The sequence below is a fragment of the Pseudomonas sp. MPR-R2A5 genome (assembly GCF_058793055.1).
Map to the genome: position 1 here is coordinate 16,159 of NZ_JBXAFK010000014.1, position 14,971 is coordinate 31,129.

Annotated in this window: 14 protein-coding genes; 5 read left to right on the forward strand and 9 right to left on the reverse strand. The window is 57.3% G+C overall.

Annotated features, from left to right (window positions below; genetic code table 11):
* Nucleotides 1-306 precede the first annotated feature (306 nt).
* Nucleotides 307-624 (forward strand): PA4575 family protein, encoded by a 318-nt coding sequence (locus AC1Q6I_RS12440; protein ID WP_041161302.1) that lies wholly within the window; start codon nucleotides 307-309, stop codon nucleotides 622-624.
* Between the two features lie 6 nt (nucleotides 625-630).
* Here the strand turns inward: AC1Q6I_RS12440 and AC1Q6I_RS12445 are convergent, their stop codons facing one another.
* Nucleotides 631-2,454 (reverse strand): hypothetical protein, encoded by a 1,824-nt coding sequence (locus AC1Q6I_RS12445; protein WP_024077487.1) that lies wholly within the window; start codon nucleotides 2,452-2,454, stop codon nucleotides 631-633.
* 163 nt (nucleotides 2,455-2,617) lie between these two features.
* On the opposite strand from AC1Q6I_RS12445, the gene AC1Q6I_RS12450 reads away from it, so the two are divergent.
* Nucleotides 2,618-3,106, forward strand: coding sequence for a TIGR00645 family protein (locus AC1Q6I_RS12450; protein ID WP_024077486.1), 489 nt, complete (start codon nucleotides 2,618-2,620; stop codon nucleotides 3,104-3,106).
* Between the two features lie 15 nt (nucleotides 3,107-3,121).
* Here AC1Q6I_RS12450 and AC1Q6I_RS12455 read toward each other — a convergent pair whose 3' ends face one another.
* From AC1Q6I_RS12455 to AC1Q6I_RS12490, 8 genes are all read right to left on the reverse strand, one after another.
* Nucleotides 3,122-4,561, reverse strand: coding sequence for an ArnT family glycosyltransferase (locus AC1Q6I_RS12455; protein ID WP_024077485.1), 1,440 nt, complete (start codon nucleotides 4,559-4,561; stop codon nucleotides 3,122-3,124).
* Between the two features lie 146 nt (nucleotides 4,562-4,707).
* Complete coding sequence (locus tag AC1Q6I_RS12460; protein WP_102623732.1) at nucleotides 4,708-6,870, reverse strand: methyl-accepting chemotaxis protein; 2,163 nt, start codon at nucleotides 6,868-6,870, stop codon at nucleotides 4,708-4,710.
* Between the two features lie 131 nt (nucleotides 6,871-7,001).
* On the reverse strand, nucleotides 7,002-8,153 hold the full coding sequence (locus tag AC1Q6I_RS12465) for a cyclic di-GMP phosphodiesterase (protein WP_024077483.1): 1,152 nt from the start codon (nucleotides 8,151-8,153) through the stop codon (nucleotides 7,002-7,004).
* Nucleotides 8,154-8,228: 75 nt separating this feature from the next.
* Nucleotides 8,229-9,161, reverse strand: coding sequence for a chemotaxis protein CheV (locus AC1Q6I_RS12470; RefSeq protein ID WP_024077482.1), 933 nt, complete (start codon nucleotides 9,159-9,161; stop codon nucleotides 8,229-8,231).
* A 255-nt stretch (nucleotides 9,162-9,416) separates the two neighbouring features.
* Nucleotides 9,417-9,653: a nucleotidyltransferase family protein gene (locus AC1Q6I_RS12475; protein WP_093235754.1), complete on the reverse strand. Its 237-nt coding sequence runs from the start codon at nucleotides 9,651-9,653 to the stop codon at nucleotides 9,417-9,419.
* 234 nt (nucleotides 9,654-9,887) lie between these two features.
* On the reverse strand, nucleotides 9,888-10,412 hold the full coding sequence (locus AC1Q6I_RS12480; RefSeq protein WP_102623731.1) for a group I truncated hemoglobin: 525 nt from the start codon (nucleotides 10,410-10,412) through the stop codon (nucleotides 9,888-9,890).
* A 164-nt stretch (nucleotides 10,413-10,576) separates the two neighbouring features.
* Nucleotides 10,577-11,443 (reverse strand): transporter, encoded by an 867-nt coding sequence (locus tag AC1Q6I_RS12485; protein ID WP_102623730.1) that lies wholly within the window; start codon nucleotides 11,441-11,443, stop codon nucleotides 10,577-10,579.
* Nucleotides 11,444-12,166: 723 nt separating this feature from the next.
* Nucleotides 12,167-12,676, reverse strand: coding sequence for an Lrp/AsnC family transcriptional regulator (locus tag AC1Q6I_RS12490; protein ID WP_102623729.1), 510 nt, complete (start codon nucleotides 12,674-12,676; stop codon nucleotides 12,167-12,169).
* 201 nt (nucleotides 12,677-12,877) lie between these two features.
* Here AC1Q6I_RS12490 and AC1Q6I_RS12495 point away from each other — a divergent pair, with 201 nt between their 5' ends.
* The 3 genes from AC1Q6I_RS12495 to AC1Q6I_RS12505 all read left to right on the forward strand — a co-directional run bounded on the left by AC1Q6I_RS12495 (nucleotide 12,878) and on the right by AC1Q6I_RS12505 (nucleotide 14,960).
* Nucleotides 12,878-13,894 (forward strand): 1-aminocyclopropane-1-carboxylate deaminase, encoded by a 1,017-nt coding sequence (locus tag AC1Q6I_RS12495; RefSeq protein WP_024077475.1) that lies wholly within the window; start codon nucleotides 12,878-12,880, stop codon nucleotides 13,892-13,894.
* Nucleotides 13,895-14,031: 137 nt separating this feature from the next.
* Nucleotides 14,032-14,484 (forward strand): hypothetical protein, encoded by a 453-nt coding sequence (locus AC1Q6I_RS12500; protein ID WP_024077474.1) that lies wholly within the window; start codon nucleotides 14,032-14,034, stop codon nucleotides 14,482-14,484.
* 53 nt (nucleotides 14,485-14,537) lie between these two features.
* Nucleotides 14,538-14,960 carry a hypothetical protein gene (locus AC1Q6I_RS12505; protein ID WP_024077473.1) on the forward strand — a complete coding sequence of 141 codons (423 nt, stop codon included), beginning with the start codon at nucleotides 14,538-14,540 and terminating at the stop codon, nucleotides 14,958-14,960.
* Nucleotides 14,961-14,971: the final 11 nt, after the last annotated feature.

The following is a 14,971-nucleotide window of genomic DNA, read 5'->3' on the forward strand; positions in this document are numbered from 1 at the left end:
AACCAAGCGACGCAACCTGACTGGCACGCCGCGGCGGTCTTACTGGGGCTGCTGCGCAGCCCAACGCGGGGCAAGCCCGCTCGCCGCAACAGCCTGTTTGCCACAGCAGGCCCGCTCGCCACGGGTTAAGCAGGTTCGTCACTAAATTGACTCCCGCCTGAGAGCGCAACGCCGTTGGTCCCTACAACCTTGGTTTGTCGTGGTTTTCTTCTATTCTGAGCTTAGGGATCTCCACAGGAGTCGCAGGATAGAGACAGTCTCGCCGTGTCATCGGGGCTGAACACCGATCTACCGAGGGTCGCCGCCATGCCGCGCAACCTTTGCCTTACCCGCCAGTGCCTGGGCCTGGTTACCCGTATTGAATGTTCCATTCGCCCTCTCGCGGGGGATAACGGGATGTGGACCTTGCTATTTGCCGCCGGAATGACCGGCGAGCAGCCTTCCACCATCAAGTCCCAGGGCCCGTTCCATGGGCCCTTCGTGGCAGAAAACATGCTGCAATCGATTGTGGATAGCCTCACCCTGCATGGCTATGAGCTGGTGCCAGATCCGCAAATATGGTGTCTGCATATGCAGGCTCATTTACGCCAGCTCAATGGCAGCCAGGAGTGTCTGGCCCTGTAAGCTCGGTCATTTGCCCTCGGGCTTGTCCAGCTTGACCTCGAAACCGTATTGCACGGTGCTCAGGTCAGTGCGTTGATAGCTTTCCAGTGCGGTCGGCTGGCCATAGAAGTAATGCACATCGAACAACGCCGTGCCGTATTCCTCGGCGCGGTGGCTCACGCCGAGAATTTCCTTGAGGTAATTGCCGCTGGCGTCCTTGGCGTAGAAACGCCAGCTGTCGGCGGGGAATTCTTTCTGGTCGACAACCAGCGCGTTGTCCTTCAGAGAGAGGCCCTTGGGCAGCTTGGTCACATCGATCTCGCCTTTCTCGATCGTTGCCAGGAACAGCGGGATCGAACCCACCACATAGGCCGGGTTTTCCGGGAACAGGTTAAGGTCGTAGGTGAGCGTGCCGCGCGCCGGGTTCAATTCATACGCTTCGGTCGGCAACTCGATGGGCTCCCCACGTTCGCCTTTCTCATCGGCGGCGAAGAACGTCACTGGCGACTCGCTGCTATTGCGCTCGTTGCCCACCAGTTCGTCATTAAAGGTGAACGGGTGATCGAACACGATATGCGCGGCACTGGCGTCGTCGACGGACTGGCTGATGGTGACGCTGTTTTTCAGTTGCTCCTCGGTCATCGTCGCGCCTTTGAGCCAGGCGGCGGCGCCGTCGTCATACACGGTGACCGGCATCGGCAGGGCCTGTACGGTTTGTTGCAGGCTGTTCTTGTCGAAGCGCAGTACCGGCAGGTCGAGGTCCTTGCGGGTGACGGTGGCGGTGGAGAAATCCAGCACGTTGATTTGCAGGTTGTCGATCAGGCCATTGAAATACACCTTGGCGTAATGACTGCTCTGCTTGTGTTCGAAGGCTTTCTGCTCCTCGGTCAGCTGCTTTTCAAACGCATCCGACCAGACCTTCTGCTTTTGCATCTGCGCCAATTGTTTCTCGTAGAAGGCCACCTGCGCGTTGCTTTCATTGATCGAGCCGGAACGGGTGAGAAATTGCCCGGTGCTGTCACGTGCTTGCACCAGCAAGGGGTTGGGGGAATCCTCACCGACCTGTGGCGCCAGCGGTTCGCTGTTGGTCAGTTCGATCTCGGCGTAGTTCTTCTCAAGCAACATCAGGTTGACGGTGATATTGCCTTCAGTGCGCTTGTGGCCCACGTCCTGCTTCGACAAATCGAACGTCAACACCTTGCCCGGCGCGATCACTTCCACCGTGCCCTTGAGGCGGACGGGCTGCGGCTGGCTCTTGTTTTCGGTCTCGATGCCATCGATGAACGGGTAGGTCACCGTCAGGTCATCGGGGTTGGTCAGGTTGGAACTGCTGGGGCTCAACTGGATGCCGGGATCGGTCTCCGACCATTCCGGCTGGAACGGGATGACTTTGTTGTTGCTCAAGGTGACGGACTGCCACTCCAGGCCGTGAGGAAACGGGAACTGGTCCGGTGTATTGAAATTGAACGGGAAGATCGGCTGCAGATCGGTCAGGTAGTCGGAGTGGGAGGTCTTGCGCAGCACGAACAAGCCGTTGATATAGGTGTCGACCAGGGCCTGGGGCGTGGGGTAGTGCTTGAGCAGGGCGAGGCTGTCTTCGCCGTATTCGGTCTCGATGGGCTTGCTGGCGAGCTTGGCGCGCGCCCGTTCGAGCAACAGCAGCGAGCCGCCGAGGTCGGCGATGGCGTCGCGCAGCTTGGGGTCCTGGATACTGTCGAGCGACTGTTCGAACTTTGCGGTTTTCTCTTCGAGGGTGGCCTGCTTCTGCTCATCACTGGGTGAGCAGCCGCCGATCATCAGCAACGCCGCACACAGGCCAAAACGGGCCAAAGGGGATCGCACATCCATCATTTGAATTTTCCTGTCCGACATCATCGAAGCCGAGTTGATGGGCTCGACACTAGCAGAAAAATTCTCTTACAGATGCCGCCCAGGTCAGTTTTCTCGCGGTTACAGGTGCTTGGTGGCGGCTGGTATACTCGCCGCCATTTCTAGCCAAGCTGTGTGAGAACCAATGGAACGCTTTATCGAAAATGCTATGTACGCCTCGCGTTGGCTGCTGGCGCCGATCTATTTCGGCTTGTCCCTGGGGTTGCTGGCGCTGGCGCTGAAATTCTTCCAGGAAGTGATTCACCTGCTGCCGAGCGTGTTCTCGATGGCCGAGTCCGAACTGATCCTGGTGCTGCTGTCGTTGATCGACATGGCCCTGGTCGGCGGCTTGCTGGTGATGGTGATGATCTCCGGCTACGAGAACTTCGTCTCGCAGCTGGATATCGATGACAACAAGGAAAAGCTCAACTGGTTGGGCACCATGGACTCTTCGTCGCTGAAGATGAAAGTGGCGGCTTCCATCGTGGCGATTTCCTCCATCCACTTGCTGCGCATCTTCATGGACGCCAAGAACGTCGATCCGCAGCACTTGATGTGGTACGTGATCATCCACATGACCTTCGTGGTCTCGGCGTTTGCCATGGGTTACCTGGACAAACTCACCAAGCACTGATGCCCCGTGCCGGCCTTACTGCTCGATGAAGTAGTAAGGCTGGCGATTGATTGCCATCTCCTTGATCACCGTCACCTTGCCGCTCAGTTGCTCGGTGCGATCCAGCAACGCAACGTTGCCGGGTTTGGCGGCCAGGTAACTGCGCAGCTGCGGCTCGGTTTGCAGGATCGGCAAGTAAGCCTGCAGGTAGAACACACTCGCCCCGTCGATTCGCTCGTTGGGCTGGAACAACACCACCTCTTTACCCTCGGCTTGCAGTGCCTGGATCTGACTGATCACCGGCACGAATGACTGGCGCTCGTCAGCCTTGGGCGCGTACCAGAATGCAGCGCCCAGGTAGCAGGCGATGAGCAACGTGAAGGCACCGCCAACCACGCGCCGATGGTGTTGGTACAGCGCCGGCTTGTTAGCCTTCAGCCATTCGAGCAGCACTCGCGCATATTCCGCCGCCAGCACCGCGGCGGCCGGCGTCAACGCCATCAGGTAAACCGTGCGTTTGCTTGAGGCCAGGGTCAGCAGCGTGAATTGCGCCACCAGCCACACGCTGAAGAACAGGCGGTAACGGTTGCGCACCAGGCTTTTACGAAAGTGCCACAGGCCCAGGTACACCAGGATATTCCACGGCAAAAACGCTTCCGGCAGTTTCACCAGGTAGTAGTAGAAGGGTTCGTAGTGCCCGGCTTCGACGAACGAGCCGCTGAACCGCCCGACGCTGTTGGTCCACAGCACTTCGCCCACGGCCTGCATGCCGCCGCGCTGGAACAGGAAGCCCAGCCAGATCAGCAACGGTACCAATGCCAGCAAGGTGAACAGCGCCGGGCGGAGCCAATCACCGATGCGCAGGCGTTTGTCCATCAGGCTGGTGCTGGCCAGGTAGACAAAAATCACAATGCCGGGCATCGCCAGGCCCAGCACGCCTTTGCTCAGGGTGGCGATTGCCATCCCAACGGTAAACAACGCCCAAGCCCAGGCTGTGGAGCCTGGCCGCTCGGATTCGGGGCGCATCGCCTGGTAGAACGCCAGCAGTGCGGTGGTCACGCCCAGGCTGAGCAAGGCATCCTCACCCACCCCGCGCACATTGCTCCAGTAACTGGCCATGGTCGCCAGGATCAACGCCGCGCAGAACGCCAGTGTTTTCGGCCGCCCGAACTTGCGCAGCATTCCATAGAGCAACATCACGCTGAACAATCCGGCAAACGCGGACGCCAGGCGCACCGCCCCGGGTGTGCCGCCAAACAGGCGAATCGCCCCGGCGTCCAGCCAAAGGCTCAGGGGTGGTTTTTCCAGGAAGGGCTCGCGAAACAGCCGGGGCACCACCCAATCATTGTCCAAATGCATGGCCATGGCGATCCCGGCGACGCGGGCTTCGGTGGAGCCTTGCAATTCATGGTTACCCAGCGCAAAGAAGAACAACAGACCAGCCAGCAGGAGTAGCAGAGGAACGGGACGCGTCATGGGGCGGGCTACCGGAGCAGTGGCCGTTCGGGGGAACGGCGCGCAATCGGTGAGTATAGGGAGGCAAATCTTAATATTTCATGAATAGGGAAGGAGTTTCTTGTATCGGGCCAGGGGAACAGTGCCCCCTGGCGCCGTTGCAGGTGCTACGAGGCTTTGACTTTAAAGCGGCTCAACCCTTGCTGCATGGAGTTGGCCCGTTCTGACAGGTTCCTGGCAGCCACCGCGCATTGCTGGGAGTTGACCTGGTTCTGCTGGGTGACTTCATCGATCTGCTCCAGGCCGATACTGGCCTGTTGCAAACCGGACGCCTGTTCACTGGAGGCTTGGTAGATCAGCGACACCAGGCTTGAGACAGCACTGGTACCGCTGACAATGTTCCTCAGTGAGTCGGCGGTACGACCGGCAATCACCATGCCGCGCTGGGTCTTGGTCGACGAGTCGGCAATCAGCGCGGCTGTTTGCTGGGCTGCTTCCGCGCTACGGGCGGCCAGGCTCCTGACCTCGTCGGCGACCACGGCGAAACCGCGGCCCAGTTCCCCGGCGCGTGCCGCCTCGATCGCAGCGTTCAGGGCCAACAGGTTGGTCTGGGCGGCGATGTTGTCGATGGTGGTGATGATGGCGGTGATGTCCTTGCCCGAATTGTCGATCTCGGCCATGGCTGCAATCAATTCGCTCATCAGCTTGTCACTTTCCCCCGCGTCGGCACGCGACGCCTGGGATTGCTCATCGGCCTTTTTGGCGTTGGCGGCGTTGTCGCTGGTCTGCGCTGCCATTTGGGTCATGACCGCACTGATTTCGGTGATGGATGACGCCGAGTTGGAGGCCCCGTCGGAGAGTGACTGGCTCAATTCGGTGACCTGCGTCGAGCTGCCGGTGATTTGCGTGGCGCTGGCCTGCACCTGGGAGATCAAGGCGTTCAAGTTGCCGACCATTTTCTCCAGGGATTTGCCCAAGGTGTCGTTGGGCGAGGACAGGCGCACTTCCAGGTCCAGGTCTCCTTCGGAGATGCGTTCGGCCACCCGCACCTGGCGTTGCAGGCTTTCCGACATATCGTTCAAGGCAAAGGACAATTGGCCGACTTCATCTTCGGATTTTTGCACCAGACGACGCGAGAAGTCCCCCAGGCTGATGTTGGCGGCCAAGGCGGCGGCTTCACGAATCGGCCCGACGATTTTCGCGGTGGCAAACCACAGTGCAAGCAGCGCCAGCAGGGAAATGGCCACGCCAACCGACACCTGCCAGATGCTGCTCTTGACGCCGCGTGATTGCAGTTCCTTTTCCAGGGCTATGGCCTGGCTCATGACCACTGCCTTGGGCAAGTGGATCAGGATGGCCCAAGGTTTTTCGCTGCGGCCCAGGGTGATGGGCATCTGCACTTCGATTTCCTGGGAGTCCTGGTTGAGTCGGCTGTCCCCCTGGCCTTTCTGCACATTGGCCAGCACCTTGTCCCAGGTGTCGGGCAGCAGCGTCTTCAACGGTTGGCCGATCAGTTCCGGCCGTTTACTGTCAGCCACCACCAACCCTTGATGGCTCAGGATCGATACGGAGCCGTTGCCGCCATACAGGTCGGCGGACATCTGCTCGCTGAGTTTCTGGATGAACGAGATATCGAAGTCAGCACCCACCACCCCGTAAAACTTGCCGTTCGCGGTAATCGGCACCGAGAGGGTTGTCAGCCATACATTCTTGCCTTGCACCACGTAGGGGATCGGGTCCAGCACGCTTTCCCTCTGGGTATCCCGAGGGCCCGAGTACCAGCCACCCTTGGGCACGCCGTTGGGATGACGGGCATCGGAGTCATACTCGACCAGTGGCTGCACGGCAATGTGGCCATCCGAACTGCGCGTCCAATAAGGAGTGAAACGGCCGGTCAACGGGTTGTTACCGCCCTCGTTGTTACGAAATGCCTGATCCTGGCCGTCCAACGCATCCGGTTCCCAGCACGAATAGGTGCCGTTGAAGTCGGGGTTGTCCTTGAGCACGCTCAGTAGCATCGTATTGATTTGATCCCGGCCCAGCGTCAACGGGCTTTGTGCAGCCTTGCTGGCCCCCAGCACATCAGCCAGTGCGCGCGCGGCATTCAAGGCATTCTGCAACTTTGCCTTAATGACGTTGGCGCGGGACTCCGCGAGGTTTTGCACTTCACGGATGGTGGCGCTTTCAATCAATGCGGAAACTTCAGTGCCCACATAGGCCTGGTTGGCATTCGAGGAATAAAGCCCATATAAGACCAGACTCGCGCACGAGATAAACAGGCAGAGTCCGGCGGTGAAGCATATGCGCGTCTGCAATGAGTTGAATTTCATGGTATTTCCTGCCCGTGCTAGTAGTTACCAACATAATGGGATGTCGGTATTCGAGTGTTGTTTTGCACGCAAGGCTTAACGCTTAATCATGGGCTGCTTACGCATAGATATATGCGGTACAGCTTATTGGTTCAGTGCTGTTCGTGAGCGGTATCGTCGAGCCATAAACGCTCGGTATTTTTAAAGCCATAGCGCTGCGGGGGCACCCGCGCAATGATTCGGTCGGTTTGTGCCGGATCACTCAAGTCGATTATTCGGGGGGTTATGTAAATATTTAAAACCGGAAGAAAGAATAACTTTATTTTTGGCGTCAATAATGAGTCGGCATGTTGTTCGATGACGACGCCAATGCTGCCGCTTTTCAATTGCACGATAGAACCGACGGGGTAGATACCCACGGACTTCAGGAATGCCCGGAATACCTCATCATCGAAATGCCCGTCCCAGGTCGACATTTGCTGGATGGCGACCGCAGGGTCCCAACCCTGGTTATAGGAACGGTCCGAGGTGATCGCATCATAGACGTCACACACCGCGGCCATTCGAGAAAAAAGACTGATTTGTTCTCCCGCCAGTTGATGGGGGTAGCCCGTGCCGTCGACTTTTTCGTGATGATGCAGGCACACGTCCACGACCATTTCGCACATCTGCGCTGTCGCCACCAGGGTTTTCTCACCTTCCAGCGGATGGGTGCGAACCAGCTGCAATTCGTCGCCGCTCAAGCGCCCCGGCTTGTTGAGGATGGCGCCCGGGATGGCCATTTTGCCGATGTCGTGCAGCAGCCCGGCCAGCCCCGCCCGGCGAATCAATGGCGCCGGCAGGGCCAATTGATTACCCAGGGCAATCATCAGGGCACACACGGCGACCGAGTGCATATAGGTGTAATCGTCGATGCTTTTAAGGCGTGCGAGGCTGATAAAGGCATTGGGGTGGCGTGCGATCGAAGCAGAAATATCGTCCACCAGCGCGCCGACCTGTTCGAGCTCCAGGGAGCGGCCCATGCGGGCATGGCTGAACATCTCGACAACGGCGGTCTTGGCCCGAGAACAGATTTCCTGGGCGGCGGCCAGCTCGTCTTTCATGCTGGTGGGGGTGGTCGAAATCGCTGCGGTCAGCGTTTCTTGCGGCAGGCCTGAGTCTGGTTGCGGCCCCGGATCGGAAGGTTGCGCGCCACAGCCCATGGCGCACTGGATATCAGGCTGAGCGTCATTCGCGCGGTCCTTCCAGAACGGTCTTTCTTCACTGCCGGTGGTCAGGTGGTAGAGCTCATTGCATTTCAACATGATTAGCCCTCTGTCATTTTGTTCTTATTCGTTTCCCTACAGCCTCCTTGGCTTGAGTGTTGTTGTCGTAAAGCGTCAGTTCGGGGTGGCCGCCTTGATTCGTGAGACCACGCGGCCGGCCAAGTCATCGGGGCGGAACTTGGCGAGGAAGTCATCGGCGCCGACTTTCTTGACCATCGCCTGGTTGAACCCGCCCGAGAGTGAGGTGTGCAGCACGATGTGCAGCTTGGCCATGCGCGGGTCGTGGCGGATTTCAGCGGTCAGGGTGTAACCGTCCATCTCTGGCATTTCGATGTCGGAGATCATCATCAGGAACTCCTCCTCCGGCTTGCGCCCCTCGTCGAGCATGGCCCGCAGGTAATCAAGCGCCTGGCGCCCATCGTTCAAGGCCACCACCTCGACGCCCACGGTCTCCAGGCAGCGGGTCACTTGCTTACGCGCGACCATCGAGTCATCCACGGTCAGCACCCGCAGGTGCTTAGCCCGCTGGCTGACCTCGTGTTCCACCACGCCGCTGGAGATTTCCTCGGAGGATGGCGAGATTTCTGTCAGCACCTTTTCCACATCGATGATCTCGACCAGGCGATCATCCGTGCGTGTAACGGCAGTCAGGTAATTGTTCTCACCGCTGCCCTTGGGGGGCGGATGGATGTCTTCCCAGTTCAAATTGACGATGTGCTCGACCGCATAGACCAGAAAACCCTGAACGCGGTTGTTGTACTCCGTAAGTATTATAAAAGCGCTTTCCTGATCCTCGACGCCGGGCAACCCAGTGGCCATGGCCAGGTCAAGAATAGGAATGCAGACACCTCGGATGTTGGCGACGCCACAAATGTTGCTATTAGACTTTGGTATCGATGATAACTTCGGGCAGCGTATAACTTCCCGGACTTTAAATACGTTGATCCCATACAGCTGGTGATTGTTGAAACGGAATAGCAGCAGTTCAAGTCGGTTCTGACCGACCAGCTGGGTGCGGCTGTTAACGGATGCCAATACGCCGGTCATACACACTCCTTGAACCTGGCTGAACAGCGTTGATGTCGTAATGACATTAGCATATGTAGGGGAATGTAAAATATATGTGAAAATAAAATTATGGGTGGGTTTGCTGTTTAAGCGATGGGGACGGAATGATTGTCTATTTGGACGAGTGTTTGAAAGTAGTTAGTTGGCTAACTTGCTATTTTTATTGTTGAGAATGATTTAGAAAAACAATTTTATACGGCCTGTCGGGTTAAGCGAGGCACAACAAAGTCCGCGCTAGAGCCAGCCTTTAGAAGCGATCCGCTCGCGGAAAATCGCCTGCTTATCCTGTATGAATCGATGAGTCAGCCGAAGCGTGAGGTTGAACAGGTCCTCCATCCGCCACGGCGCGGCCATCTCGCGCAGGTCTTCGGCCGTACGGGCACCGAGACAATGGATTGAAAGGCTTTCGTGAGCTGCGAGTGGCTTACGCATCGACGAGGCGCGGCAGATTGCCCCGTTCAACACGGCCATCAGCCTGGAACTCAAAAAATCTGAAAAGCCCCCAGTAGCCCTGAAACCCTCGTATTTATTGGATTTCAGGCAAAAAAAAGACGCCCGTGGACGTCTTTTTCTGATCATTTGACTGTTCGAGAGGCTCGCCGCTGCGGGGCCTGGTCCTAAGCTGGCGCCAGTGACCGAGCGGCACTTGGTTGTGGAGGACTGCTTCGCCCCAGGGGGTATCGATGCTCATGTGGCCGAGCAGGCTTACTGTTCCAACCTGGGGACCGTTTCCTGTTCAGCGGACTTGCCGTGTTTGGGCCAGATAACGCCAACGCTTTTCATGCCCTTGGCCGGGTCCATTTCGGGGTGAGCGAGAACCACGTCTCGATAGGACGGGCTGCCGATCACGGCGGGTTTGAATTTGACCAAAAAGTCGTTGACCTCCTTGCGTAGCTCCGGCGCCAGGTCGTAGTCGTTGTAGCACTCCTCCAGACAATCGAGCGTGGCTTGCCAGTGCTCCTCGGTAAGTCCCATGCCTCGATGGGCGGTAACCATGTCTCTCCCGCGATACTTGGCGCTGCCCCCCCAGTGTTGGGAAAGAAAGTCGACAAAGTTGATATGTTCCTTTTGGAAAGTCGACTCGGACATATGCGCCCAAATGTGGCCAATGACAGGATGTGCCATTGTTTTCCTCAAAACTGCGCCCGCGAACTGATAAATAACGTCATAACCACCAAGACGTGTATAGAGGGAGGGTTGTTGTTCAATAGATGGTTGCTGATCGGTCATGATGCGATTTCTCCGTTTCGTGTGAGGGCGATTCTTGTTGGCTCAATGCCGGATTCGGCGCGGTTGATAAAGTTGCAAGGGCTTACGAAGTATCGAGGTTAGGTCTGCCGTCGGGCACACGCTTGGTTAGCAACGCCAACCATTTGGTCTAGACGGACAGGCGCTTAAAAAACGTGCGCGTAACGCAAGTTCATTCGAAAGTCTTCCTTGGTCCCGTTATCTACGGAGAGGTCCTTGCCCAGTTGCAGTTGGATTTGGTCTTTAGCGGTGAAGAACTTAGTTGCTGTCACACGGAAGTTCGTGGTTCCGATTTCGTTATTCTGGTTGACTTGATCGACGCGGGTTTCCCCGCCCCAGAGATGCCCGAAGCCTAAGGCGAACGCCGTTGTGGCATCGGGCATATAGCGCCCCATCACCTGTGTAGCGTAAGAAACCTTCTGCTTGAGCCGGTCTGCGTTGGCGCCATAGTCATTGTTATCGCCATACCAGGTAGCTCCGCCAACCAGGTCAATGGCCCATTGTTGAGTGAAGTGTTTGACGTAAGCGCCTTGTAGTTCGAATTTCCAGCGGTTCTCGCCGATGTTCAGCGGATCGTCTCTGTCGTAGTTGCCAGTGGGTACGAACAGGTAGGGTGTGAAGCTAAGAGTGTCACGGGCGTCGTTGAGTCTTAACCTGACCGGGGCTGCCAGCGTTAGGTCGCCAACGCCATTCGTATTGCCAAGCGTTGAAGCATCTCCGCCGCTGGAAACGTGCCCGAATGGCAGCAGGAATTGCGGATCGATTGTGACGGTGTCGGTCAACCCGTACACATGCAGCAAACGCAGGATGCCGACGTCGGAGGTCAGTTTGAAGTCCGAACTGACTTTGTGACCGTTTGCATACGCCGAGTCTGTCGTGGAGTGTTGGTAGTAAATGACGCCGATGGTGGCGCCTACCGGATATTGCTCGTAGTCTCCAGGAGCCACTTCGATAGCTTGTGCTTGAAGTGCCGGTAATACAGTGGTGAGTGTCAGCAGACGTACCTTTTTCATTATGGAGTTCCTTTGCATAGGGCGGCTGTGCGAACTTTTCGGGTCACAGGCTGCGGCTTATTGAATGTGATGAAGTGGGTGCAGGTTACTTTCAGCTTCGTGCCGGTAGTGCGTCGCGAAACATCCCTGTCTGCTGATGGAAGTTGATGTATTCGAACACTTTATTTTGGGATCAGGCACACGCTCAGGTTTACCTGCGGCACTCGCCTGCCGAGCCCGAAGTGCACATGCCCCCCACTCGAGCAGCCACGAAACGAACTCTTCAGGTGCCAGGTCGCGCATATGCAGCAACCTGAAGTCGTCGGTCACTTGCTGTTGTTCAAGATGCATGGGCTACCTCATCGGCGCAGTTTGCTGGATATGCCGTAAGGTCAAAGTTAGGCAGAACGGAATAGCGTCGCTTTGTTCGAAAGGACAACCGTTTGGTTGGAAAAGACAGTGCACAAACACCTGCTTGTGCACGATTCGCGTGGGTGCGTCGCACAGCAGCAGCGAGAGTTTCTGCTCTGAAATGAGGACGGGTGTTGGCGGTATTTAACAGCGGGAGTTGGCGTAACTAAGTCGTCGCCACGGGCCACAGAGGTCAACGCCCGCAAACATCCATGGCGTAGTTATTACGGCGATGCTTTTTCATGCGCTCTGGAGGGAGGGTCCAAATGCGTTTGTCGAAATCAATGCCTGCCTTGCGGGTCGATACAACCTGGCATCGGGCTGATTTGAGCCTCAAAGGGGGATGTGGGTTGTCGACAAGACCTGGCGTAACCCCATGAACGAGCGAATCTGGCGAACCCCGGGGAGGTAAAGCAGTTGCTCCGCGTGGAGCCGGTTGAAACTGTTGCTGTCCTTGGTTCGTATCAACATGAAGTAGTCGAATTCCCCCGTCACCACATGGCATTCCATGCAGCCGGACACCTTTTGCGCCGCGGCTTCGAAGGCTGCGAAGGATTCCGGTGTCGAGCGGTCCAGCACCACGCCGATCAACACCACCATCCCTGCATCGAGCGCTTGATTGTCCAGCAACGCGACAATGCCCTTGATCAGGCCCGCCTGCTTGAGGCGTTCGACTCGTCGCAGGCAGGCCGGCGCGCTCAGTTTGACCTTCTCGGCGAGTGCCACATTGGAGATCGAGGCGTCTCGCTGCAGGGCCTTGAGAATGGCGCGGTCGGTCCGGTCCAGCGGATGCGGCTCCGAGCCGGATGTGCCGAGTTTCTTGTGGGTATTTGTTGCGTTCATATGGATTTTTACGCAGTAAAAATAGGTTTTAGGTTGTATTGGTTGATTTATATTTCTTTAATGGATTGAAACTTGCAACACATATTTTTGGCTTTGTTCTTAATATTGAACTCATCGAAGCCCCTCTGAAAGCACCTGGAACGCAGCCTTTTTTGCCTTTGGGTCTGGCGCTTGGATGTCCAATAAACAAGGAGCAGAGTCATGAACCTGAATCGTTTTAAACGTTATCCGCTGACCTTCGGTCCTTCTCCGATCACGCCCTTGAAACGCCTCAGCGAACACCTGGGCGGTAAGGTCGAGTTGTATGCCAAACGTGAAGACTGCAACAGTGGCCTGGCCTTTGGCGGCAACAAGACGCGCAAGCTCGAATACCTGATTCCCGAGGCGCTCGAACAGGGCTGCGACACCTTGGTGTCCATCGGCGGGATCCAGTCGAACCAGACCCGCCAGGTCGCCGCTGTCGCTGCCCACCTCGGTATGAAGTGTGTGCTGGTCCAGGAAAACTGGGTGAACTACTCCGACGCCGTGTATGACCGGGTCGGCAATATCGAGATGTCCCGCATCATGGGGGCTGACGTACGACTGGACGCTGCAGGGTTCGACATCGGTATTCGGCCCAGTTGGGAGAAGGCCATGAACGACGTGGTGGAACGGGGTGGCAAGCCGTTCCCGATACCGGCGGGATGTTCCGAACATCCCTACGGCGGGCTTGGGTTCGTCGGCTTTGCCGAGGAAGTGCGGGAACAGGAAAAACAACTGGGGTTCAAGTTCGACTACATCGTGGTCTGCTCCGTGACCGGCAGTACCCAGGCCGGCATGGTCGTCGGTTTTGCCGCGGACGGCCGTTCGAAGAACGTTATCGGCATTGATGCCTCGGCCAAGCCCGAGAAGACCAAGGCACAGATCTTGCGTATCGCCCGGCACACCGCCGAGCTGGTGGAACTGGGGCGTGAGATCACCGAAGACGACGTGGTGCTCGATACACGCTTCGCCTACCCGGAATATGGTTTGCCCAACGAAGGTACGCTGGAAGCCATTCGCCTGTGCGGCAGCCTTGAAGGTGTGTTGACCGACCCAGTGTATGAAGGCAAATCCATGCACGGGATGATCGAAATGGTCCGCCGTGGCGAGTTCCCCGAAGGCTCGAAAGTGCTTTACGCGCACCTGGGTGGGGCACCTGCGCTGAACGCCTACAGCTTCCTGTTCCGCAACGGCTGATTAACGCCAATAACCTGTGGGAGGGCGCTTGCTCATGAAGCGGTGGGTGAGTCGGCATCAATATTGAATGTCACGGCCTCATCGTCGGATCGCCGACCGGAGCAAGCTGCTCCTACCAAACTGCCGGGAGTACCGCCATGCATGCGATATCGCAATCCGCAGTCTGGATCAAGGAACCTTCGGCGGATGCCGGAGTGGTCATCGTGACCAGCGCTACGTTGCCCAAATACATGATCGACAAGCTGCACGTGGCGATAGATGACTGGGACCAGGTGGCTTATCTGGCCGTCAAGCAATCCGAGGCGTTGATGGTCGACTGGTTGCGGGCGGAGCAATCTGCTGGAGCCTACACGTGCCATGCCAGCCAACTGTTGCGCGGCGTCTCCCACGGAAGTTTTTTACTGGATGTCGAAGTCGGCACGGTTCCTGGCTTGACCTGGCTGGGGTCCGTGCACGGTCACCCGTTGCGCGTCGTCGAACTGGGAACGATAGCCTCATCCACCGCAGCGATGGATCAACAGGTAGAACAAGTGCTTTCGGCGACCCGCGGTCTGGCGAAAAGCGTGCTGCAGGCGCGCGGCGTGATTTAGCCAGTGTCCGCAGCCATTCGCTTGTTGAATCCCCCCAAAGAAAGGCAACGCCTATGAGCCAAGCTGCCGATTGTCGTACCCATGCCCTGAAGTGGATGCGCGAGCCTTCAAATTGCACACGTATCGTGGTCATCGCGTGCGGGCTTGATAGCAATCATATTGATTTGATCCATCAGGGTTTCAGCTGTTTTGACAATGTGGCGCTGATCCATGTCGATGCTGTGAACACGGTGCCTGGCCAGCTCGCTGAGGTACGAGTGGCCAAGGGTGACTGCTGTTTTGTCGTGCTCGGTGAACTGGATGAGCGTTTATTGCACGGCCTTTCCATTGGTCAGCCCTGCGTCTACCCGATTGCTTCAGACGGGGCGGCCGAACGTTCGGTCATTGCCGCAGTAGAACAGGTGAAAAGCCTCGCCCGAGTAAGCCATTCGCGCCACCTTGAAGTGATACCCGACAGCGGCGGGAGCTGCCTGTGAACCTGTCGGAT